This window comes from Acidomonas methanolica, assembly GCF_004346035.1.
Taxonomy (GTDB): Bacteria; Pseudomonadota; Alphaproteobacteria; order Acetobacterales; family Acetobacteraceae; genus Acidomonas; species Acidomonas methanolica.
The window spans coordinates 1-22,821 of the sequence record NZ_SLZN01000006.1 but is presented as its reverse complement, the minus strand read 5'-3'; the positions used below and the strand labels follow the sequence as shown (position 1 = coordinate 22,821).

Sequence of the window (22,821 nt, the reverse complement as noted above, 5' to 3'; positions counted from 1 at the left end):
TTCAGATAGCGTCTCTAATCGTCGGAATTATCGATGTCTATTCGCCACTCGCTCTTATCATAAAGTCCAAACCCATCGTGACCATCTTTCCATTCAGGAGATTGACCGTCTTCAGCCAGAGCACCTTCGTGACCAAACCACATTACGATCACCCCAATTGTTACCAGTAAGGCCAGCCAAGACATCGTATGAAACAGCACGACAGCCACACCAAGCCTGATGCCCCATAGCACCACGACAACCGCCGGATCGGGTAAACCCCGGGCAACCAGCCAGTTCGCACTCCGGCGCTCGGAGCACCTATAGGTACGCCACAGCCGCCCGAGAAAGCCACCGGCACGTTCTGCGAAACTGGTCTGACCGGAGCGTCTCATCGTCGTCCTACCTCATCAATTGCTCTGTCTGTTCCTGTTCAAAATCATCTGCGTTCTCTTGCATGCCTTCCAACCGACTTGCCTGCTGGCTCACCCCGTCGCAGGAAACGCCCGTGCCGTTACCAGAGACGTTTGACAGCAAAGCTGTCAAACAAGGCTTCGTTGGAAATCAACGTCATGTCCTCAGCCTGCGCCTGGGCAATCAGGAAACGGTCAAACGGGTCTTTGTGAGCGATATTCATCTCGCCCGCGATGCGAGCATGTGTCACGCTGATCGGCAGTTCCAGGAATCCTTGCCCGGCCACAATAGCCTCAAAATCCTGGGCCAGCAGCGCTGCCCCCGGCAGTTTGCCGATGCGGAACTTGGTTGCGACTTCCATGGCCGACGCAGCACTCACGGAAACGACATTGGCCTCGTCCGCGATGACCTCCCGAGCACGCCGACTCAACTGCTCGTCGCCCGCCAGCCACCAGATCAGCGCGTGTGTATCAAGCAATAGCCTCAAGAAAGGGTCCACCCCTCCAGTTCATCGGCGGGCAACGGCTCATCAAAAGCCTTGTCCAACGTGATCTTGCCTTTGAGCGTCCCGAATACACGCCGCCCCCGTGGCTCCACCGGCACGAGGCGCACCACGGGGACTGAACCGCGCGCAATCACCACATCACCGCCCGCAAGCGCGTCGGCAATCAGGCGGGATAAGTTGGTTTTGGCGTCGTGAACCGAAAACTGGGCCATGGAACACCTCCTTAGCTAATCATATAGCTAATCTCCTGCGCTTGGGCAAGACTTCTGTGAGCAAGCGGAAGCACGGGACAGGCTGAACGTGAAGACATTGAACCAGGCACAGATGCAGCCGTCAGGTCTCTGCCTCCTTCCAACCCGATGCCCCCGCATTCCGCATTGGTTGCCGGGGCATTGTCGCAACTGCCCTACGAAAAAGGGGAAAAGGCCAAAAGGTCGGGAAGGGGTCAAGGGAAGGGCGCCAAGGGGAAAGGCCCTACCTGAAAGGGCCGAAAAGGCTCTCCTTCCCGTCGCACTCCGGGATTTGCCATGCTCCTGCCGTTCCGGCGCAAAAGCGCCCCCGCCGATCCGCCATCACCCGCCCCCCGGCCTGAAAAGGGAAAAGGGCTGCTCATGCCGCTTCCCGCATCGAAACTGCTGGGCACCCCGCGTCGGCAAATCCTGCTGGAACATATCTGGCAACGCACCTCGCTCTCGCGGGAGCAGTTCGGAACGCTTTATCGCGCGCCCATCGAACGCTATGCCGAACTGGTCCAGCAATTCCCCGCATCTGAAAGCCACCATCATGCCTATGCCGGGGGGATGCTGGATCACGGGCTGGAAATCATCGCCTATGCCTTGAAGCTGCGGCAGTCCCATCTTCTGCCCGCCGGTGCGACACCGGAAGCACAGGCTGCGCAGTCCGAAGCCTGGACCGCCGGGATCGCCTATGCGGCGCTGCTGCATGATCTTGGCAAGATCGCCGTCGATCTGCATGTGGAGGATACCGGCGGCCGGATCTGGCATCCATGGCACGGCCCGATCCAGTCGCCCTACCGTTTCCGCTATCGCAAGGACCGCGACTATCACCTCCACGGCGCGGCCACCGGGCTGCTCTATACGCGCGTGCTCGACCCTGCTCTCCTGGACTGGCTCAGTGGCTACCCCGAACTCTGGGCCGCGCTGCTGTTCGTCCTGGCGGGCCAGGACGAACGTGCCGGCATGATCGGCGAACTGGTCACAAAAGCTGATCAGGCGTCCGTCGCCCAGGCGCTCGGCGGCGATCCTGCCAAGGCAACGACGGCACCGAAGCACGCGCTGCAACGCAAGCTGCTCGACGGGCTGCGCTATCTGGTGCGCGACGAACTGAAGCTCAACCAGCCGCAGGCTTCCGACGGCTGGCTGACACAGGACGCTCTATGGCTGGTGAGCAAGACCGTCTCCGACAAGCTCCGGGCCTATTTGCTGACACAGGGGATCGACGGCATTCCGGCCAACAATACCGCCGTTTTCAACGTGCTCCAGGATCACGGCATCGCGCAACCGGCAGCGGACGGCAAGGCGATCTGGAAGGCCACCGTCACCAGCGACGCGGGATGGTCCCACGCTTTCACTTTCCTGAAACTCTCCCCGGCCGTGATCTGGTCGGGAGATGAACGTCCGGAACCGTTCGCAGGCACCGTAAAGGCGGATGAAGGAACAACCGAAGCGCCATCCTCGCCCGCGACCGCCGCCCCGGCATCCAGCGTACCGTCTTCTCCCGTCGCTGACGCCGTCTCCGATCTGCTGTCGATGATGGGCGGTGTCACTGACCCCGAGCCGGAAGCTGATCAGGACACTTCAACGGCGGTGGAAGAGCCGACCGCTCCTGATCCGATCTCTTCCGACCAGACACAGGCCCTCGTTGAGGACGACACGCCCTCGGGCGAGCATTTTCTTCACTGGCTGGGACACAGCATTCGGGCGCGCCGTCTCATCATCAACGACGCGAAGGCGCTCGTCCACACCGTTGCCGGCACGGTCTATCTCGTCAGCCCCGGTGTGTTTCAACGCTATGTGCAGGAACACCCGGGCGTCGCGGCGCTCGCGAAGCTGGAACGCATGCCCGACTGGCAGTGGGTGCAGAAATCCTTTGAGAGGATTCACGCCCATCGCAAGCAGCCGAGCGGGCTGAATATCTGGACCTGCGAGGTTCAGGGGCCGCGGAAGACCAGACGCATCCATGGCTATCTGCTGAACGATCCGGACCTTGTCATCGCCCGGCCGTTCGCGGACAACCCCTATCTGACTCTCATTGATGAAAGCAGCCCTCCCGCGAAGTCGGCAGACCTCGCACAGGAAGAACCGAACTGACTGCGACATCCCTTGCGTTCGCGGATATCCGGGGATTTCCAACCGGAAGAATCGCGATGATTTCCTTCACGCAAACGGATTACGCAGAGTCATGCTCTCCTCGATCATCAGACCATGGTGCATGTCCTCGGTATACAGGATACGGCACCCGGCCGAGGATGCCGCGGCCACGATACACGCATCATAAAAGGAGAATCCGTGATTCTCGGCGAGCTGACGCGCCAGATCGTGAATCTCGACCGTCAGAGGACGCACAACACAGAAACTCCGCACCAGCCCCAGAAACCGCGCGATCTCAGCCCAGTTCATCCGAAGCTTGCGCACGCAGACATTCGTGACTTCGTTCAACACCTGAACGCTGATGGTCGGCCGCATCCTGAGCAGTGCTTCCGACCGATCGGCTTTTTGGGCATCGCCCGAGAGAAGGTAGAGCACGACATTGCTGTCGATGAAGATCTCATCTTTAGCCACGCTCGTTCGCCTCATCGCGGCTGAATTTGAAATCAGGCGGCAACTTGCCGCGAAATTGCCGGAGACGTTCCAGCAACGCATCCGGACCCGGCTTCCTGCGCACGGCGAACGTCCGAGGCGCATCGACCACGATCTCGATGTCGTCGCCTTCCCGTAGTTCCAATGCTTCGACGAGACTTGACGGCAGGCGCACCGCCAGACTGTTTCCCCATTTGGCAACCTGCATGACGCTTCTCCTCATGGATATACATGACGAATGTATATCCGCACTAACGCCCCCTGTCCACTTCGGACTGAAGACAGGCGGCGCGTCGCTTTCGTTCGTCTCCTGCGCCGCTTCAGCCCGCTTCGCGAAGCGACGGCGCCAGAGTCCTCAACGCGAAACCCACGGCCTTGACGACCTCGCGGCTCGAAAAGCGCTATTCAGCCTGCGTGGCCTTGCAAAGGTCACCACCGAATGGCCCCTCGTCGCCCTCGCATATAACTGCAACAGAATGGCGCGGCGTCAGGCAGCATGAGCCGGGTTGGCCTCGGCGTTATAAGCCGCAAAATGCCCAACCCGACAGGCTGCTGGCAGGCTATCGGGCTGAACCCTGAAGTACTAACGAATGAAGGAGACAACGGCGTTTATGGGCGGTCAGCCGCACGATCCTGCGGCAATTAACAGCCTGCTAAAGCATATTAACATCTGCGTCTTTGGTCATACGATGGCGATTATGGCTCACGCGAGTAACATATACACCACGAGTCAGCGAAACATGAAGGATGGGTCCGGCAGACGGACGCGTTCTGGAAAGACCGTTCCCTACAACATCCTGGCCTTTGGAGTAGTGGCGGATCTCGAGTTCCGCCGGATTTTCGAGTTCGACGGACAGACGATGCCGACGCCAGTCCAGTGCAAGCTCTGCCTCGTCTGTACTTCGTGCATAATGCACTGCCATATGATTTTGCACACTGATCTGGCGGCCCGCCAGAACCATCATCGCGATGCCTGCAACAACGGCCGCGCCGTGTCCGATCTGCCGGAACATGTGGTCGGGAATATGGTGCAACCACATCTTCATGGCGGCAGAAGAGACGAGTGCCGCGATTGCCACCGTGATACCAGCGGTCAGGGTCGCCTGATCGATCAACCCATATACCGCATACAGCGCCACTTTTACGAGATGCAGCAGGATGTCGTTGGCGGCGCGGGTTGCGACGATTTCTTCCTTACGCAATCCAAGACGATGATAAAAGCCGTTAAAGAGTAACCCGACGGCGCCGGTAAAGCCCGAGATGAAACCGGCAAGGGCGCCGACGACCGGCAGCCATGTCATGCCGCCGGCATCCCGGGTCGTGCCGTCTTTCTTGGGGCGACGGAGCACGAGCGGCAGGTTGCCGAGCAGGAAAAGGCCGAGGAGAAAATCCAGATAGGCGGGCTGGATCTGCTTGAGGAGCACGATGCCGCCCCACGCGGCGGGCAGCGCCAGCGGGACGAAGCGCAGCACGACCGGCCAGCGGATGGCCTTGAAAAAGAGGGCGATGCGGGAGACGGAACTGAGGGCCGTGCCGATCGAGAGCGCCGCTGGAACGTGGTCCGCCGCGAGCAGCACGCCCAGCACGGGCATCACGATCAGCCCGGCCCCCCCGCCCGAGACAGCACTAAGGGCAAAGGCAGCGCTTGCAATGGCAAACAGAGCAATAAATCCGAACATCATGTCTGAACCCTCTGACGCTGTCGCATCATCGCCTGATCTTAAACGCCATTACCCTCAAATGATCAGAGGATAAAATCGGAATTATTTTCGTCTCCACCTATCCTGTAGCCACAAGCTGAACATAATAACGCCTATAAACAGTCGCCTCAGCATTTTTATGCTCTCAAACCCGATGCAAAAGTAACAACAAGACCTGCCTGCTCTCGAAGTATAGCGCACTCAACATCAAAAATAACTGATTGTTCTGTTAATAATTCCCAACTTTGACAGCTTTGTCTTGTCCAAGGTTCGGAGTTCCAAGAGAGTAAGGAATCGATCCCAATGCGGATCTTCGACATGATGAATTGAAACGCACACTCTTATGACGGATTGGTTCATATCCAGGCCGGTCGCCACTATTCTGCTGACCCTCTCGCTCTGCCTGCTCGGTCTCATGGGATACGCCTCTCTCCCGGTGTCCGACCTGCCGAATATCGACTTTCCCGTCATTCAGGTGCAGGCGCTTCAGCCCGGCGGAACGCCGGAGCAGATTGCCAGCTCGATCGCCGAGCCTCTCGAACGCCATCTCGGCACCATCGCAGACCTACAGGAGATGACCTCCCAGTCCAGCAGCGGCATGCTGCGTATAACCTTGCAGTTTGCGCTCTCGCGCGACATCAATGGGGCTGCCCGCGACGTCGCTGCGGCCATTCAGGCGGCGCGAGCCGACCTTCCCACGACGCTTCGCCAGAACCCGACCTACTCCAAGGCGAACCCGAATGATCCTCCCGCGCTGATCCTGGCCCTGACTTCGGATACCCACACACTCCCGGAACTATACGATCAGGCCACCAACAGGCTCCTGCCACGCCTCTCCCAGATCCGCGGCGTCGGGCTGGTGCAGATCAGCGGCAGCGCCTTGCCGGCGGTACGCGTCGAGATCGATCCGCTGGTCCTTTATAAATACGGGCTGGGTTTTGAGGACATCCGCGCGGCGCTGGCGTCCGCCAACGCCCATACCCCAAAAGGCTTCATCGATACCGGCCACCAGCGCGTACAACTAGAGACCAACGATCAGGTGCATCGCGCGGCCGACTACCGGCAACTGGTCGTCGCCTGGCGCAACGGCCATCCCATTCATCTGACGGATGTGGCCGAAATCGTCGATGGCGTGGAGGATGTCCGCAATGCCGGCTATTATGGCGGCAAGCCCGCTATTATTGCGCAGGTCTATATGCAGGCCGGCGCCAACGTGGTCGCCGCCATGGACCAATTCCACCGCGAGAGTGCCAGCCTTGCGGGTAGCCTTGTCTCCGGTGTGGATCTCGCGGTGGTGATGGATCGGTCCATCGTCATCCGTGCCTCTCTGGCCGACACGCGCATGACGCTCGGGTTGTCCGTCCTCCTCGTGATAGCAATTGTCCTGCTATTCCTCGGCTCTCCGCGCATCGTTCTGGTCCCTGCCATTGTCATTCCCGCATCCCTCCTCGGCACACTCGGTTTCCTGTGGCTGCTTGGCTATGGTCTGGACAACATGTCCCTGATGGCCTTGACAATCTCGACCGGCTTCGTGGTCGATGACGCTATTGTGGTCGCCGAAAACATTGCCCGCTACGCCGAGCAGGGCATGTCGCCGTTCGAGGCTGCGAGACGCGGCGCGAGAGAGGTTCGCTTTACGATCGTCTCAATCACGGCGTCGCTCATCGTCGTCTTTCTGCCGATCCTGCTGATGGGGGGATTAACCGGACGCCTGTTTCACGAGTTCGCCATTACCGTGTCGCTGACGCTGGTCGTCTCCGCGGCGTTGTCGCTGAGTCTGACGCCCATGCTCTGCGCTCGTATGGGGACCCATGCGGCCGATAACGCCTTCACCCACACACTGGAGAACTGGCATGCTCGCTCTCTACGCATTTATCAACGCACGCTCGCGATTGCCTTGCGTCACCGGACCTTAACCCTGCTCTCTCTTCCTCTGGCACTCGGCCTCACTGGCGTTCTCTATCAACATATCCCCCAGGGGCTGTTCCCCAATGAAGATACGGGCATGCTGCTTGGGCGGGTGATCGGCGACGAGACGATTTCCTTCCAGGCCATGGAACGTGATATGAAAACGGTGCAGGGCCTGCTCGCTCAGGATCCGGATGTCGCGGGTGTCGCCGGTTTTCTCGGCGGCCGGGGATCGTCCAATCAGGGTAATATCTTCATCCGGCTGACGGACAAGGCCGAGCGGAACGATACGGTGGCCACAACCATCAGACGATTAAGTGAGCGAACCCGTGTTCTCAAGGACGCACGATTCTTTGCACTACAACGCGGGGCCATTCGGATCGGGGCACGTCCGAGCAATGCGGCCTATCAATACAGTTTGCAAGGAGACAATCCGCAGGAGCTTTATGACTACACTCAGCGTCTTGTTACACGGCTGAGGCTGGAAAAAACGCTGATGGATGTATCATCGGACGTGCTGCTGGGCGGGGACAGCGTGGACGTACATATCCAGCGCGACACGGCGGCCCGCGTGCAGATCACACCACAACTGGTGAGCAACGTCCTGTATGATGCGTATGGGCAGCGAGCCGCATCCGTCATCTACAATCCGCTCAACCAGTATCGCGTGGTTATGGAAGTCGCCCCGCGCTTCTGGCAGTCGCCGGAATCACTGACGCAGACATGGGTCAGCACGTCGGGCGGAAGCCCCAGAGGCGCATCGCGATCCAACCTCATTCGGGTGCGATTGCCGAGTAGCAAGGGCATCACGAACGACACCAGCGCGCAGAGTGTTACCAACCAGATTGCCAACAGCCTGGCTGGGGGTGCAGCGGCTTCATCGGGTTCCGCCGTGTCGACGGCGCGCGAAACCATGATCCCGCTTTCGGTGGTCGCGACCCGCCAAGCAAACAAGACAGCTCTTGCCGTCAATCATGAAGGCCAGGCAACGGCCACGACGATTTCGTTCAATCTTCCCCCCGGCGTCTCTTTGAACCAGGCGATGGACGCCCTCGACCGGGTTGTCGCCCAGGTCAGACTCCCTCCATCGATCCAGGGGGCCTACGCAGGCAATGCGGCGCAGCTTCGCAGTTCGACCAGTAGCGAGCCACTGCTGATTGGCGCGGCTGTTTTCGGGATTTATGTCATCCTTGGCATCCTCTACGAAAGCTATATCCATCCGATTACCGTGTTATCCACCCTACCGTCGGCGGGCGTCGGCGCAATGCTGGCTCTCTGGCTGTGCGGAGAGGAATTCTCCCTCATGGCGATGATCGGGCTTCTTCTGCTGGTGGGGATCGTCAAGAAGAACGCCATCATGTTGATCGATTTCGCGATAGAGGCTCGACGATCGGGCGTCAGCGCCGAAGATGCCATCGGTCAGGCGTGCGCCCTGCGTTTCCGACCCATCATGATGACCACCTTCGCCGCGGCGTTCGGAGCTTCGCCGCTGGTGTTCGGTCATGGCTATGGCGCCGAGCTGCGCCTGCCACTGGGTATCACGATACTCGGGGGACTCGCCGTCAGTCAGGCTCTCACCCTTTACACGACCCCGGTCCTCTATCTGGCGCTGGACAGGCTCTCTTCGAGCCGTCGCGGCTCTGCAATCCGCCGCGATGTGACAGCGGGAGCCAATCTATGACAGATGATAGCCATAACAGAACGCCGCGAGTCCTGCTGGTTGAGGACGACCGGGATACCGCGGCTTGTATCGCGCAATCACCGGCAATGGCACACGTTGCCCTCACGGTTGCGACCAGTGGCACGCACGGCCGGTATCTGGCTCTCAATGAAACATGGGACTGCATCATTCTCGACCGCCGACTTCCGGGGATGGATGGCCTGACAATCCTGGAGTCCGTGCGTGCGGCCAACATCCAGACCCCGGCTCTCTTTCTGACCACGATGGATGGCATCAGCGACCGGGTAACGGGGTTGAAAAGCGGCGCCGACGATTATCTCGTCAAGCCGTTTTCGGTGATCGAACTGTCGGCACGGCTCGATACCCTGCTACGCCGAATCATGCCGCACCATCAGGAAGCGCGCCTGATTTTTGCCGATGTCGAACTCGATCTTCTCCACAGAGAAGTCTATCGTTCTGGTGAAAAGCTCTACATTCAGGCACAGGAGCTGAAACTTCTGGAATATTTCATGCGCCGCCCTCTTGCGATCGTCACGCGCGAGATGCTCCTCCAGGCCGTGTGGGACATCGATTTTCCCATTCGGACCAATCTTGTCGAAACGCATATCAGTCGGCTGCGCGAGCGCCTTGGCCGGGACGCTGCACCTTTGATCCACACGGTCCGAGGCCAGGGTTACGTGCTGCGGTCCTCCTGATATGGTGGTCAAATCCCGGCCTTCGGTGTCCCTGGCATCAGTGCGACGACTTCCGGTTCTCCGCAGTTCGTCTTTTCGGATCGTCGGCCTGTTCGCCGCCTGTTTTCTCGTCAGTGGGCTGATGGTCGTGGCGCTTTCCGGCTATCACAGCCAGAAACTGCTATTGCAGCAGCTCCGGCGTACCGTTGCCGCCGAGCGGGATGAAGCCTGTTCGGAGGCCCAGGGGCAGGACGTTCCCCGTCTTCGCCCTGTCATTCATGAACTCGTCCGGAATGAGCCTGCATTTTACTACCTGCTTCAGGACGGACGGGAACAGGTCGTCATCGGCAATATGCTCCATCTGCGGCCTGTCACGGGGTGGAGATGGCTGACATGGACACACCGCACAACGCCCGCCGACCACCATCCGGTGATCGGTTACGGCGCGGTTCTGCAAGATGGCGGCTATTTCTTTGTTGGAATCGACGCCACGCCGCTCCAGTCCCTGCGGCGGGATCTCTGGTTCACGCTGGCCTGGAGCAGCATCGCGTTTCTCCTGATTGGTCTTGGCGGCGGCTTTATCCTGAGCCGTCTCGTCCTCGGCAAGATCGAGACCATCAGCCTGACGGCGCGCGAGATCATGCGCGGCGACATGTCACGCAGGCTGCCCCTGAACGGCACCGGAGACGAGTTCGATCATCTCTCCGGCAGTCTCAATGCGATGCTCGACCGGAATGAGGCTCTCATCGCCAGTGTCCGCCAGGTGTCGGACGATATCGCCCATGATATGCGACGGCCTCTGGCGCGGTTGGCTCAGCATCTCGACGAAGCCACGGAGACACCTCAGCCTGATAGGCGGGATGTTGCGCTGGAGAGAGCAAAAGGCGATCTTCATGACGCGCTTGAGATTTTCTCTTCCCTTCTGAGGCTCGCCCAGATCGAGGCAGGAGATCGCATTCCCGGCAGCCAGACGTTCCCGGTCGCGGACCTGTTCGAGACGATCGACGCGTTCTATCGCGCGGTTGCGGAGGATCATGGACAGACTCTTGCCATGTCCATGCCTCCACCGGACATGGTAATCGAGGGTAGTCGCGTTCTTCTGGTTCAGATGCTATCCAACCTGGTCGAAAACGCCATTAATCATTCGCCGTCGAAGACGGTGATTTCCCTGTCGGCGACCACGCATGAAGGCGGACTAGCCATGGTGGTGGCGGATACAGGACCGGGCATTCCGGTTGACGATCGCGAGCGGGTTTTCGAAAAAATGGTGCGGCTCGATGCAAGCCGCACAGTGCCCGGCACCGGGCTGGGACTGAGCATGGTGCGAGCGATCGTGCGCCTCCACGGCGGTACCATCCGGCTCGATGACAATGCACCGGGTCTGCGCTGTGAGATCACGCTTCCTGCCTCGGTCGTGGGTCAGACATGATTTTCTGACCCAGGACGCGACCAGATTTCCGCCGGAACCCGCCTCCACACATTTTATGGCATCTCCGATGATGCTCAGTCTCCCGCGATCCTATCCGCGATCATGGCAGCTTTCTCCGTGCGGATATGATGCTTGCCTTGTGCCTGCGCGGCCCATTCGGGATTGGACGCCAATGATTTGCGCGTAGCCGCGACCACGGCGTCACGCTCATCCAGCCCTGCGTCACCGTGATAGGCGAGCAGAAGCATGGACATCCAGCCCCGACCGGCAGGGTAGCGCGCCATGTAAAGCTGATAGGCATTCAGCGCTCCCGCTTTGATCCAGCCATTGGTCTGCGGCTCTACATATGCATGAGCGTAGGCAGCGTACTCGCTCGGGGACACGAAATAATCATATGGAATGGCCATGTAGACCGGATCCGAGCCTCCCGAGAATGGGCCGCCGCTGCCGATCGAGTCGGAGATCGTACTTTCAACGGCTGTCGTATCCGCCAGACTTTTGGCGTCCAGGCCGCCCGGCGTTTGCGTATCAATGGCGCGCCATGCTGCGGACTGGGCGGCATTGCGGAATTCCAGCACTACCAGCGCATCCCAGGTCTGTGAATCGGCAAGGCGACTGAACAGGATGCGATAGTGAGACAGCGTGTCCTTCGCGTGTAGTTTGTCAAGGCGGGGAGCCAGCCGGGTACGCAGGGCGTCCAGGAGAGCAGGACGGCCGGCAGGCGTCGTCCGATAGGAAATGATAAGAGATTGGTATCCGCTCTCCGCGGCCTGTGCCGCGGTCGACATCGACAGCACCAGTGCCAGCATCGAGCCCCCGATCGCAGCCGTGACGGAGTTTCGGATGTGCCTTGGTCGTATACGGTCCAAATGACTGGACATTGGGGGAATTCCTCGGAATTCATGATCGTGACTGTATTAAGCTACGCTCATCAAGAACGGGAAACCGACGACGTTGTCAGCTTACATTCTCCCAATCACGATAAAACTGGCACGATGATATCGCTCTGCGGCAACCGAGCCACTTCGGATTTCGGGGAACTGCCTCATGCTATTGACATCAATCGCCACTTTCCGTTGAGCGGATTGACACGTTTGGTAGTCTCAACACGGACGCTGCGGATCGCGCAGACGACTGAATATCCCAGCAGCGCGATTCCGGCATTGCATCTGACAGCGACGGGCCGCGTAGATCTCGGCCACGTGCGAGACCCCGGCTACGGACCGCCGTGGGCCGCCTCTCGCGGCAAACAGATCCCCTCTGAAACGACCATAGAAAATTGGGAATAGGCAATGTTTCAATCATTTCCTGGCGAAATTACGCAGTATATATTGGCTGGGAGTTCAGATTTTCAAACTTCATCTATCAGGATAATCATTCGATGGCGGTCCGATTTTCTACGCATTTTCTTGTCCGCTGCGTATGCGTGGCTGCGCTTTCTGCGGTAACGCCTTGCGTGGCAACAGCGGAGCCGACGAAGGTCCAACCCAAGATTGTCGCAGACATCAACGCTCGGAACACGCCGGGTCTGGACGATGGCGGACTCTGGGACTATGCGAGCGTCGATTCCGTGACGAGGCGCGTCTATGTCGCACGCGGAGTCAGCGTGATGGCAATCGATCTGTCGTCGATGCGTGTCACGAACGCGTTCATGCCTGCACAACATGCCCATGCGGTTCTTCCTCTGCCGGGCGGTCAGGAAATCCTGATTACCAATGGCGATAGCAACACGGCCGTGATTGCCGACGGGATAACCGGCAAGGTCCGTGCGACCATCCATACCGGCGCGAAGCCGGACGCTGCGCTCTTTGACAAATTCACTGGCGACGTACTGGTGATGGCGGCCGATGACGGTCGGATCGACATGATCAATCCTCAGAGCGGCACGCTAGTCGGCTCGATCAATATCGGGGGGGGCCTCGAAGCGGCGGTATCCGATGGGGCCGGACACGTAGCCGTGAATATCGAGGACCAGAATGCCTTGGCTCTGGTGGATATGGCGAGTCACAAAGTAACAGCCAGGATTGCACTGAACGACTGCGAGGGGCCGACGGGCATTGCCCTTGACCCGCGCAAATCGTGGGTCGTCTCTGTTTGCGCCAATGGTGTCGCGAAGGTAACAGATATCGCCCACGGCAAGGCTGTTGCGACCTTGCAGATCGGCAAGGGACCAGATGCCGCTATTTTCAACGCCGCCAACGAGCATGTGCTCGTTCCCAGCGGCAAGGATGCTACCCTCAGCGAGATTGCCCTGGACGGCGCTAGCCCCAGCGTTGTCCGCGTCATGGGAACGCGCCCCGGCGCACGTACCGCAGCCTTCGACCCAAAGACTGGTTATGCTTTTCTGCCCTATGGCAATGCCCCGAAAGGAGAAGACAAAAAGCGCCATCTGACACCGGGAAGCTTTGGCGTCCTGATCATCCAGACGCGCTGAACCTCATTCTCTTCCGATACCCGTTTATACACCGGAAGACTATCGGCCGGTTGCGACGGTCAGGCTCCTATGCCGTCAATCGAGAGAAACGGCATGTCAGAGACGCGTCAGCAGGGCGAGCAACACCCATCTGCCCCCGCCCTCTGGACGTGCGGGAATCGAAACCCGGCGAACGTCCGAAATGCGGCATGACACTTCAGCCGATCAGTGAGGCGTCCGGCACGAAATCAATGGCTGACATGGACGACAGGCCGATGGCGCAGGCTGACGGCAGCGACACGATGCTGGCGCGGATCGCCAAGATGGTCGCCTCATCCCAGTGCTTGCGCACGCCGATCCGGACCGTCGCCAACCGCGTCTCGGGTTGATTCGTGCCACCGGTGCTTGCTGTCTCCGTCGTGACCTTCATCGTCTGACACTCCGATGTCGGCCATGGTCGGCACCGGGCGCGCATATGGCGATGACGGGGAACGGCGTGAACGACGCGCTCGCGGCCGCATCGGTCGGCATCGCCATTGGCACGGGAACGGATGTCACCATCGAGAGCGCAGGGATCACGCTCGCACATGGCGGCCTCGGCGAGCTGATCCGCGCCGAAGGCTGGCGCATGATACGATGCACAATATCCGGCAAAATCTGGCGTTCTCGTTTCTGTTCAACGGGATCGGTATCCCCGTGGCGGCGGGCGTCCTCTACCCAGTATTCGGGCTTCTGTTGTCGCCCATGATCGGAGGCGCCGCCATGGCGCTCTCCTCCGTCACGGTCATCACCAATGCGCTCAGGCTCGGAAAAGGATGAAAAGACCAAAAATCGACGACTGGCGCTGACTCGCTCAGGCGCGCCGCCGGGCCGCGGACTTCGGCACGGAAGCCTTTTTCTCCGCCGTGGTTTTCTTCACCGGCTTTTCTGGCAGAACGAGGGCGTCCTTCACGGTCTTGCCGGCGGCGAAGGCCAGCTTGCGGGAAGCCGCGATTTCGATTCTTTCACCGGTGGCGGGATTGCGCCCCGTGCGCGCCGCGAGATGACGGACGGAGAACTTGCCGAAACCCGTCAACGATACGTCCTCGCCCTTCTTCGCGGCGACGGTGATGGCATCGAGCACGGCTTCGAGGATTTGCTTTACTTCCGCTTTGGAGCGGTCAGTGGTCTCAGCGATCTGTTCGATCAGCTCTGATGTGTTCATGGAACATCCTGAAAAAGTCAGGGTGGATAAAAAGGGTCTTCGTATCGTGCCTGACCTTGCCCCGTGGAATGCCCTCGAATTGAAGTAAGGTCTGTCCATTGGAGACAGGCAATGAAGAAAGCACGATTTACGCAGGAGCAGATCATCGGGCTCCTGAAGGAGCATCAGGCTGGTGCGACGGCTGCGGATTTATGCCGCAAGCACGGGATCAGCGATGCGACGTTCTACACCTGGCGGTCGAAATACGGCGGCATGGAAGTATCGGAGGCGCGGCGGCTCAAGGCTCTTGAAGAAGAGAACGCGAAGCTGAAGCGGCTTCTGGCGGAGAGCGTGATGGACGTCTCGACGCTGAAGGACCTGCTGGCAAAAAACTCGTGACGCCCGGCTTGCGGCGGGAAGCCGTGACCTGGGCGATTACGGAGCGGGATTACTCGCAGCGGCGGGCCTGCCGGCTGATCGGCATGGACCCGAAGACCTGGCGCTATGCATCACGCCGCCCGGATGATGCTGCCGTGCGCGGGCGGCTGCGCGAACTGACTGGGGAGCGACGGCGATTTGGCTACCGGCGACTGCATATCCTGCTCGGCCGGGAAGGAATGGCGATGAACCACAAGAAGCTGTTCCGGCTCTATCGCGAAGAGGGGCTGTCGGTCCGCAAGCGTGGCGGCCGGAAACGGGCGATGGGCACACGCTCGCCGATGATGCTGCCCGACGGGCCGAACCAGCGCTGGAGCCTGGATTTCGTCTCGGATGCATTGAACAACGGACGGCGGTTCCGGGTTCTGACGGTGGTGGACGACTACACGCGCGAATGTCTCGCGCTGGTGGCGGATACGTCGCTGTCAGGCGAACGACTCGGCCGCGAACTCGACCGGATCGGAGAGCAGCGCGGCTGGCCGTTGATGATCGTCAGCGACAATGGCACCGAGATGACTTCGAACGCGATCCTGGCCTGGCAGGAGCGGCGATCGGTGCTGTGGCACTACATCGCACCGGGCAAGCCGCAGCAGAACGGGTTCGTCGAGAGCTTCAACGGCCGGTTCCGCGACGAATGCCTCAATGAGCACCTGTTCCGTAATATCGCCCACGCTCGGACGGTCATCGAGGACTGGCGGGCCGACTATAACGCCGTCAGGCCCCACACCAGCCTCAATGGCATGACGCCAGAGGCTTTCGCTCAACACGTCAAAACGGCATACAGCAACGCACAGACCCTAACTTAAATCCGTGGGCATGTTCGGGGCAGGGTCATGCCTGATACCGTGCGGCCCCGCAAACGGATTCACGAAACTCTTCGATCAGATGTCGATGTTCAACATGCTGAACCGGTTCACGACCCATGTCGGCGGTGGCCTCTTCGCCTGTCCGGGACGACGCCCGGGAGGTTATATCGGTCAGCCGTTGCTGGAGATGTAAATGCGTGCGAGGACGATTATGCGGTGGAGCGGACTCGCCATGTGTCTGCTCCTCGCCTGTTGCGAGAGGCAGCCGCACCAGAATGGCTCAAGGGACGCGTTCCGGCACTTTGACCCACCGCCTCCCGGTGTCGCCAATCGTCCCCTTCTGAATACCAGGGGAGAATACTGATTACTTGTGATGATCGATGTTCGCCACCAAGTGTATGGTCAGGATATATCGCAAATACCATATTACGTATCAGTTAACGTATTGATGACCGCATAACTCCAACAAAACAGCCTCCGGAAAATCCCGGAGGTGCTCCACTAACGCAAGAAAACATTACCGTATGCCGGCCTCGTTGCTTGACCACTCCCAATCGTCTTGCGAGAAATTTGATGTGGAAGCATACGCTTGCGTCAGACGAACAGATGATAAATTTTTCATTTTTTCATAAAAAGAAAATAGTTTGTCAAAGTGATAATCGATCGTGCCGATGAGGGTTCCGGCTTCGCGCGCTGCACCGGACAGAACACTCCGATCGCGCGTCACGAAACGTACGATGGCATCCGCGGCAGCGTTCGCATTCCCGGAGGCATAGATCTGCGCATAGGCAGGGTCCGCAATGTCGCCGGCCCCCCCAGCGTCCGGTACGATGACAGGCGTGCCGCAAGCCAAGGCTTCAGCCGTCACAAAGCCGAATGTTTCTGCCGTGGACCCATGAAGCAGCGCATCGGCGCTAGCCATCATAGTGGCAAGACGCGAACGGTCATCCACCCTGCCGGCCACATGGATATGAGCAGCCCGCGCGGCCTTGCGTCGCACGCGCTCATGCGACAGGCCGTCGCCGATAATCACCAGACCGACCAGACATGTTCGTTGAGCCAGCGTTACGGCGTCGATCAGGAGACCGATACGTTTTTCGGGATGATGCCGTCCGACTGTGACGAGAAGGGTCGCCTCCGGACCAAGACCGCACCAGCGAAGCATTTCGCGACGAACGTCCTCGCTTCGGGAAGCGGCAGAGAACAACGCGATATCGACTCCGAACGGCACCGTGTGCAGGTGCTTCAGCCCATGTTCCGCAAATCGCTTGGCCAGCCAAGCTCCAGCGACAATCGTGCCGTCAAACCGGCTGTTAAGACGTCGCAAGTACGACCAGAACCATCCAAATGCCGCGTCGATCTGCGCTGGAGAACAAATATTGCCCAGAAAGGTCTGGGGATAGACCGCGACCGGGTCTGCGTGCATGAACAGCGCCCGGGGCGCAGGTCCAGGCCATGTGCCGGCGATCCACCCACCACGCCATGGAGATGAGCCTTCGATGAAATCCGGAACCTCGTCATCGAGAATCCGCCAGACGGGCTTTCTCGACCAAAACATGTGATAATTCTTGTCGAATGGCAGCGGCGGGCTTTTCACCCAGACCAGTTTCCCCGCCCCACGCGTCTCTACTCGATCCTCCGGACCCGGAGCAATAACTGTCAACCTATGACCAAGGCGATCGGCCGCCAGGAATTTCGCTTCAGTATAAGTGCGGACCCCCCCGCTAGTCGGGGAGTAAAATTCCGAAATATCGACAATTTTCAAGGCGTATTCCGCACCAAAGCCATATAATGATTCAACAGGCTGGACATGGTCTGATCCCATGAGAACGCCAGTGCTCTCGCCCGACCTGCTGCTGCCATTCCAGCCCGCAGTGTAGAGTCAAGAGTGAGCTGCTGGACGCGAAAAGCGAAATCCTCCGCATCGCCGGGACGGGCCAGAAAGCCGGTTACGCCATCAAGCACGAGTGAACGGCTGCCCGAGGCGTTGGCACAGACACAAGCTAACCCGGAGGCCATCGCTTCCAATGTGACATTCCCGAACGTCTCGGTTTCGCTGGGAAAGACAAAAATGTCGGACGAGGCATAAGCCATGGAGAGTTCCTGACCCCGCAGAAAACCGGTGAAGATGGCTTGCGGCAGGGCGCGCTCCAGGGTCACGCGCTCCGGTCCGTCGCCCACGACGACGGCGCGATAGGGAACATCCTTGTCGTTCAACTTGCGGAGAGTTTCACTGAAGACGCCAAGTTGCTTCTCCCGTACAAGACGCGAAACCAGAAGAATGACGGTTTCTTCCGGGCCGATGCCATGATCGGTACGCCACTGCACGGAGCGATGTCCGGGGTTGAACTGGTCTGAATCAACCCCCCGTTGCCACAGGACCAACTTACCCTTCTGCCCGTCAGCTTGAAGAATGTCGATCATCGACTGCGTAGGAACGTAAATTTCCAAGCACTTCGCGTAATAGGCACTGAGATAGCGTTTAAGAGCTGTTTCGAAGCATGCCACGTACCAATAATGCTTCAGATAGGTCTCATAACGAGTATGGTAAGATGCCACGAGTGGTATGCCGAGCTTGCGCGCGGCACGCAGGGTCGTGAAGCCGAGGTAATCGGGCGCAAGCGCGATATGAATCAGATCCGGGGAGAAGGCCTTGATTTCATCATAGGGTAAGGCAAAAGCCAGCCGGTATTCGCCGCGACCAGGCAGAGCGATAGAAGGCACAGGTACGATAATGCCAGGCGCGGGAAACGAAGTCGTGCTGGAAACAGGCGCGAAAACACGCACCTCCACACCTTGTTTCTCAAGATATCCGACGAGACGATTGAGCGTAAGCGCCACACCGTCACTGATAAAATTGTACGAACTGGCTACAATTGCGATCCGCAGCGGTCTTCCCGCGATGTCTGGCCGCCGACATGGTACCTGCTCCAGTCCGGAGTCGGCATCGCGGAACGCCACGCTCTCCGCTATCATGGTCAGCGATTCCAAAACATCATCTTTAACCGCATTCGCGGGGGGGGGGGGGGGTATACTCGGTCATGCAAAAGTTCTGCCCGTCGAATAATTCATCCAACCGCAGACAGAAGATATTTCACACCACAGAAACATCCTATTTTTCTGCACTTAGACCTAGCCTGTCACTGTTTGTAATCTCGGGTATGGGCTTTGTCTCTGATCATTTCATTAAACAATCCCAACCAAGACAAGGTATTGGAATCAGGCGCTTGTGTCGGCCTCGACGATATTGCACATAGCCAGCGATGGTCGCAGATGCCCCCCCGGAAAGTCGATTTAGATGCCTGACCTGAAAGACCGGATCACAGGACGAGTATCTCTCCTGTTGCGCTGGCTTTTTCCGGCCGTGATGCTTGTTTTCCTGATCCATAACCTGAGCACGATCGGATGGATGCAGGTCTGGAACGCACGCCCGCGGACGGTCGGATTTTACCTTATCCAATGCCTGCCTTACGGGGTGCAGCCTGTCTCGGAATGGCTCATCTTTCGCCGTCTGCTGGATGTGTCCGGGCAGCTTCCGCTTTCTGTGCTCTTTCGCAAGCGCTATCTGAATTCCGTACTGGTCGAGTATTCAGGAGAAACTTACTTCTTCTTCTGGGCGCAGAAAAAACTGCGGCTCACGCGCGATAACCTGCTTCACGTCGTCCGGGAATCAGCGCTGCTTTCCGGCGGAGCGGGGCTGGCGATGGTCTGGGTGGTGGTGCTGATCTTCCTGCTGTCCAGTGGGGCCAGTCTGCCACTTCTTACCGGAAGCCGACACTGGATGTTGCTGGGCGCGTCCACCTTGCCGCTGTTGCCTTGTCTGGTGCTGATGGTGGCGGGAGCGCGTCTTACGCGCTTGACGCGGCAGGAGATGCTCTGGACTTTCGGCATACATTTCGCGCGCAGTTTTGTGACGCTTATCCTCGAATTCGCAAGCTGGTGGCTTTCCGACGCGTTGCCCAGCGCGTTCGTCTGCTTCGAGTTCGTGGCGCTCCGGCTGATCGTCACGCGGTTACCGCTCGTGCCGGGCAAGGATATTCTCTTCGTCGGGCTGGGCCTCGAAGCAGCCGGAATGATGGATCTCTCCCGCCCCAAGGTCGCAGCGACGTTGATCATCATGGCGGCTTTTCAGCAGGTGATGGACTTTGCCGTGGTAAGCGTCTCCTGGCTGATCACACACCTGCGCGCTGACCGTAGCGCAACGTCGCATAGGCCGTAGCGTAGCCTTCGCACATTGTCTCGATCCGGCCTTCGCGCTCAATGAATGCGCGCGCCGCGATCCCCAGACGCGCAGCCTCGGCCTGACTGACCGCAACCTGCGCGAGAGTGGCGGCCAGAGCTTCGACATTATGCCTCCGCACGAGCCATCCGGTAGCGCCATCCTGCACGATCTCGGGAATACCGCCGCCATCGAAGGCGACGACCGGGCGCCCCATTGAGAGCGCTTCCATGACAGACAGACCGAGTGGTTCGTCGCGAGACGTGTTGATGGCGGCGTCGCACGCGGCGATGACGGAACGCGGATCGGGCTGGTAACCCATGAAGACAATACGGTCTGTCACACCCAGTTTCCGTGTCAGCTCTTCCAATGCGCCGCGTGCGCTGCCGTCCCCTGCGATACGCACATGCAGTCCCGGCACATGCGCGGCCGCCCGAATCACGAGATCGACCTGCTTCCACGGCTCAAGCCGACAGACCAGCGCCAGCGTGAACGGACCGGGCGGAGGCGACGGCACCGGCGCGAAATAGCGCGTATCCACGCCGTTACGAACAACATGGATGCGTCCCGCCGCGAAGGGCGCGCGTCGGCTCACGAAGCGGCGCACATAGTCGCTTACGGCGACGACAGAATCCGTATGTCGCAACGCCCAGGAGCGAAAGAGCGCGCAACTCGGATCGGTATAATGATGAACGCCATGTTCCGTCCGCAGACTCGGCAGTCGCAGACGCCGCGCCGCGCGTACCCCGATGATGTGCGAGGCGTAGGTGTGCATGTGAACGATCGTGGCGCGCTCTTCCGTCAGGACCGTCTCCAGCCACTGCACATCAACCGGCCCAAACGCGCGCCAGAGATAGGAAAGTGGGTCGGCACGGATCGGCCCCCGCTCCCGGAGCGCAACGCCGCTCGCAGCGATATAGGCCCTGAGCTTCGGGTTGGGCGTCATCAGGGCCACGCAGTGCTCGGCGTTGCTTTCAACCGGGCGGGTGGTCAGGTCCAGCAGCAGGCGCTCGGCCCCGCCGATATCGCCCGCCACCACGACGTGAACCACCTTGTGTCTTGCGCTCATCGCGCGGGCGCACCTGCCGCGCGAAACAGTTCGCGCGCAATGGCGTCCGCATGGGTCCGGGCGTTGAAATCCTGCTCGATACGCCGCCGCGCCGCTTCGCCTCTTGCACGCCATGTTTGGGGATCATTAAGCGCGTTCAGGCAGGCCTCGGCCAGACCGGCTATATCTGGCGGATCGCCGTTGAGCAGCCGCCCTTCCACCCCGTCCGTGATCATCTCGCCCATACCACCAACCGCAAAGGCGATCACGGGTTTCCGCATCGCCATAGCTTCAAGAACGGCCCTCGGCAACGGGTCCGGATAGACGCTCGGCACGATCGCCACGTCGAAATCCGCTAGATAAGGACGCACCACCGGCCTGAACCCGATGAACAGCACCTGTTCCTCCAGCCCGAGCGTCCGGACCAGTTCCCGACAGTTCGCGAGGTGATCGACAGGCAGATCCTGAGGGGTATCGCCGAGAATGACAAAGCGGCATCGAGCGCGGGCGGACGCATCCAGGTGACTGAAAACCGCCTGGGCGGCGCGGATCAGCTCCACGAACCCCTTATGGGGCAGGATGCGACCATGCGCGCCGAAGATGAACGTATCCTCCTCAAGCCCCAGTTCCTGCTTCAGAACCGGGGGAGCACCCATCCGGTCGAATTCGGCGATGTCGAGCGCATCATGCAACACGCGCACTTTGGATAAACCGGGCGGGAACTGGGCGGCGACAGCGCCCGACACGCAGAGAATGGCGCGCACGCCCGACCGCGAGGCCAGCCACCGATGAAACCCGCGCAGAGCCGGCGGCACGGCAGGGTAAAACACGTGCCAGATCACGGGGACACCAAGCAGCGCCGCCAGTACGCCGCCTATGAAATTGGCCGTGGTTCCGTTGCAGAAGATCACCCTATAGCGTTCCCGCCGAACATGGCGAACCAGCCGCAGCGCGCCTGTCACCGCGCGGACGACATTGCCCCCCGCCCGCAACAGGCGCAACGCCAGCGGGGCGGCGAAATCGTCGCGCCTCATGGCGCGGGAAAGCGGCTGGACGAGGTTCTCGATGATCGCCGGTTCGATAATCAAGGTCTCGGCAGCGGCGTGCTCGCGTATCCGACGGCTGACAATATCTTCGCGCGGAAGCATGACGCTCCGCTCGATACGCGCGGGGTCCAGGAATTTCAGAATATCCAGTAGGGTCTGTCCTGGTCCGCCGTTCCGGGAGGTATCGTTGATGAACAGAACGCGAAAGCCGCTTTCATCGTTCATACGGGCAGGCGGGCTCTGTAACTTGATGACCATAGTACCCAGACGGAAACATGACAGCAGACAACCAGCTCGAACTCTTGACGTATCCACCATGCAAAGGCAATGGCTTGATGCTCACGGCTGGCGTGATCGAGAATGGAGACGGGTTTCGAAGATCGGACAGTCACGCCGCGGGCCATACAGGAGAAGCCAGTTTATGTTATCGGCCCATCACCTCACGAAGTCATGGGGCAATCGTAGGTTCTTCCGCACTTTTCGTGATGGGTATCTTGTACTGAGGTTCCGGAACTGGGAAATCCAGAAAGTCGTTCACTTTCATGGATATTCCCCAGTG

General features: G+C 59.6%; 21 protein-coding genes and 1 pseudogene. 9 read left to right on the top strand and 13 right to left on the bottom strand.

Going from position 1 to position 22,821, the window contains the following annotated elements:
* Window positions 1-14: 14 nt before the first annotated feature.
* The 3 genes from EDC31_RS06485 to EDC31_RS06475 all read right to left on the bottom strand — a co-directional run bounded on the left by EDC31_RS06485 (window position 15) and on the right by EDC31_RS06475 (window position 1,110).
* Window positions 15-374 carry a DUF3742 family protein gene (locus tag EDC31_RS06485; protein WP_081797607.1) on the bottom strand — a complete coding sequence of 120 codons (360 nt, stop codon included), beginning with the start codon at window positions 372-374 and terminating at the stop codon, window positions 15-17.
* A gap of 119 nt (window positions 375-493) precedes the next feature.
* A complete protein-coding gene (locus tag EDC31_RS06480) occupies window positions 494-880 on the bottom strand; it encodes a type II toxin-antitoxin system VapC family toxin (protein ID WP_042059095.1) in 387 nt (128 codons plus the stop codon).
* Window positions 877-1,110 (bottom strand): type II toxin-antitoxin system Phd/YefM family antitoxin, encoded by a 234-nt coding sequence (locus EDC31_RS06475; RefSeq protein ID WP_042058980.1) that lies wholly within the window; start codon window positions 1,108-1,110, stop codon window positions 877-879. Before EDC31_RS06475 ends, EDC31_RS06480 begins: the two co-directional genes overlap by 4 nt.
* Window positions 1,111-1,425: 315 nt before the next feature.
* On the opposite strand from EDC31_RS06475, the gene mobH reads away from it, so the two are divergent.
* Window positions 1,426-3,228 carry a MobH family relaxase gene (mobH, locus tag EDC31_RS06470; protein WP_042058977.1) on the top strand — a complete coding sequence of 601 codons (1,803 nt, stop codon included), beginning with the start codon at window positions 1,426-1,428 and terminating at the stop codon, window positions 3,226-3,228.
* A gap of 66 nt (window positions 3,229-3,294) precedes the next feature.
* Here the strand turns inward: mobH and EDC31_RS06465 are convergent, their stop codons facing one another.
* From EDC31_RS06465 to EDC31_RS06450, 3 genes are all read right to left on the bottom strand, one after another.
* Window positions 3,295-3,699: a PIN domain-containing protein gene (locus tag EDC31_RS06465; RefSeq protein ID WP_239641669.1), complete on the bottom strand. Its 405-nt coding sequence runs from the start codon at window positions 3,697-3,699 to the stop codon at window positions 3,295-3,297.
* Window positions 3,692-3,925, bottom strand: a complete 234-nt coding sequence (locus tag EDC31_RS06460) for an AbrB/MazE/SpoVT family DNA-binding domain-containing protein (protein WP_042058973.1) — start codon at window positions 3,923-3,925, stop codon at window positions 3,692-3,694. The genes EDC31_RS06465 and EDC31_RS06460 overlap by 8 nt, the downstream gene beginning before the upstream one ends.
* Before the next feature lie 445 nt (window positions 3,926-4,370).
* Window positions 4,371-5,399, bottom strand: a complete 1,029-nt coding sequence (locus EDC31_RS06450; RefSeq protein WP_239641668.1) for a sulfite exporter TauE/SafE family protein — start codon at window positions 5,397-5,399, stop codon at window positions 4,371-4,373.
* A gap of 361 nt (window positions 5,400-5,760) precedes the next feature.
* On the opposite strand from EDC31_RS06450, the gene EDC31_RS06445 reads away from it, so the two are divergent.
* From EDC31_RS06445 to EDC31_RS06435, 3 genes are read left to right on the top strand one after another with little or no spacing between them, the layout of a single operon-like run.
* Complete coding sequence (locus EDC31_RS06445; RefSeq protein ID WP_042058971.1) at window positions 5,761-9,006, top strand: efflux RND transporter permease subunit; 3,246 nt, start codon at window positions 5,761-5,763, stop codon at window positions 9,004-9,006.
* A complete protein-coding gene (locus EDC31_RS06440; RefSeq protein WP_042058969.1) occupies window positions 9,003-9,701 on the top strand; it encodes a response regulator transcription factor in 699 nt (232 codons plus the stop codon). The genes EDC31_RS06445 and EDC31_RS06440 overlap by 4 nt, the downstream gene beginning before the upstream one ends.
* A gap of 40 nt (window positions 9,702-9,741) precedes the next feature.
* A complete protein-coding gene (locus tag EDC31_RS06435) occupies window positions 9,742-11,109 on the top strand; it encodes a sensor histidine kinase (protein ID WP_239641667.1) in 1,368 nt (455 codons plus the stop codon).
* A gap of 74 nt (window positions 11,110-11,183) precedes the next feature.
* On the opposite strand, the gene EDC31_RS06430 is transcribed toward EDC31_RS06435, so the two are convergent.
* Complete coding sequence (locus EDC31_RS06430) at window positions 11,184-11,918, bottom strand: hypothetical protein (protein ID WP_052511930.1); 735 nt, start codon at window positions 11,916-11,918, stop codon at window positions 11,184-11,186.
* A 93-nt stretch (window positions 11,919-12,011) separates the two neighbouring features.
* Between EDC31_RS06430 and EDC31_RS06425 the strand changes: the two genes are divergently transcribed.
* Both EDC31_RS06425 and EDC31_RS06420 read left to right on the top strand, forming a co-directional pair.
* Entirely contained in the window at window positions 12,012-12,398 is a 387-nt protein-coding gene (locus EDC31_RS06425; RefSeq protein WP_132126963.1) for a hypothetical protein, read from the top strand.
* Window positions 12,399-12,490: 92 nt separating this feature from the next.
* Window positions 12,491-13,543: a YncE family protein gene (locus EDC31_RS06420; RefSeq protein WP_052511928.1), complete on the top strand. Its 1,053-nt coding sequence runs from the start codon at window positions 12,491-12,493 to the stop codon at window positions 13,541-13,543.
* A 196-nt stretch (window positions 13,544-13,739) separates the two neighbouring features.
* On the opposite strand, the gene EDC31_RS17660 is transcribed toward EDC31_RS06420, so the two are convergent.
* The gene (locus EDC31_RS17660; protein WP_042058961.1) at window positions 13,740-13,952 is read right to left on the bottom strand and encodes a hypothetical protein; all 213 of its coding nucleotides are present in this window, start codon (window positions 13,950-13,952) and stop codon (window positions 13,740-13,742) included.
* Between the two features lie 36 nt (window positions 13,953-13,988).
* Here EDC31_RS17660 and EDC31_RS18365 point away from each other — a divergent pair.
* Window positions 13,989-14,341 (top strand): annotated as a pseudogene (locus tag EDC31_RS18365) (haloacid dehalogenase); the annotation flags it as partial.
* A 34-nt stretch (window positions 14,342-14,375) separates the two neighbouring features.
* Here the strand turns inward: EDC31_RS18365 and EDC31_RS06405 are convergent.
* Window positions 14,376-14,726, bottom strand: a complete 351-nt coding sequence (locus tag EDC31_RS06405) for an HU family DNA-binding protein (RefSeq protein WP_042058958.1) — start codon at window positions 14,724-14,726, stop codon at window positions 14,376-14,378.
* 111 nt (window positions 14,727-14,837) lie between these two features.
* On the opposite strand from EDC31_RS06405, the gene EDC31_RS06400 reads away from it, so the two are divergent.
* Window positions 14,838-15,949 (top strand): IS3 family transposase gene (locus tag EDC31_RS06400; RefSeq protein ID WP_132126961.1). Its coding sequence is split into 2 segments (ribosomal slippage): window positions 14,838-15,090 and window positions 15,090-15,949, totalling 1,113 coding nucleotides; the frame shifts between segments, so codons are not numbered across the junction.
* 517 nt (window positions 15,950-16,466) lie between these two features.
* Here EDC31_RS06400 and EDC31_RS06395 read toward each other — a convergent pair.
* Both EDC31_RS06395 and EDC31_RS06390 read right to left on the bottom strand, forming a co-directional pair.
* Window positions 16,467-17,714 carry a glycosyltransferase gene (locus EDC31_RS06395; RefSeq protein ID WP_042062180.1) on the bottom strand — a complete coding sequence of 416 codons (1,248 nt, stop codon included), beginning with the start codon at window positions 17,712-17,714 and terminating at the stop codon, window positions 16,467-16,469.
* The gene (locus EDC31_RS06390) at window positions 17,711-18,925 is read right to left on the bottom strand and encodes a glycosyltransferase family 4 protein (protein WP_081797929.1); all 1,215 of its coding nucleotides are present in this window, start codon (window positions 18,923-18,925) and stop codon (window positions 17,711-17,713) included. Before EDC31_RS06390 ends, EDC31_RS06395 begins: the two co-directional genes overlap by 4 nt.
* Before the next feature lie 322 nt (window positions 18,926-19,247).
* On the opposite strand from EDC31_RS06390, the gene EDC31_RS06385 reads away from it, so the two are divergent.
* Complete coding sequence (locus tag EDC31_RS06385; RefSeq protein ID WP_132126960.1) at window positions 19,248-20,168, top strand: hypothetical protein; 921 nt, start codon at window positions 19,248-19,250, stop codon at window positions 20,166-20,168.
* Here EDC31_RS06385 and EDC31_RS06380 read toward each other — a convergent pair.
* Together EDC31_RS06380 and EDC31_RS06375 are read right to left on the bottom strand one after the other, a co-directional pair.
* Window positions 20,122-21,237, bottom strand: a complete 1,116-nt coding sequence (locus EDC31_RS06380) for a glycosyltransferase family 4 protein (RefSeq protein ID WP_042061198.1) — start codon at window positions 21,235-21,237, stop codon at window positions 20,122-20,124. The genes EDC31_RS06385 and EDC31_RS06380 overlap by 47 nt on opposite strands.
* Window positions 21,234-22,487 (bottom strand): glycosyltransferase, encoded by a 1,254-nt coding sequence (locus EDC31_RS06375; RefSeq protein ID WP_042061199.1) that lies wholly within the window; start codon window positions 22,485-22,487, stop codon window positions 21,234-21,236. Before EDC31_RS06375 ends, EDC31_RS06380 begins: the two co-directional genes overlap by 4 nt.
* Window positions 22,488-22,821 lie beyond the last annotated feature (334 nt).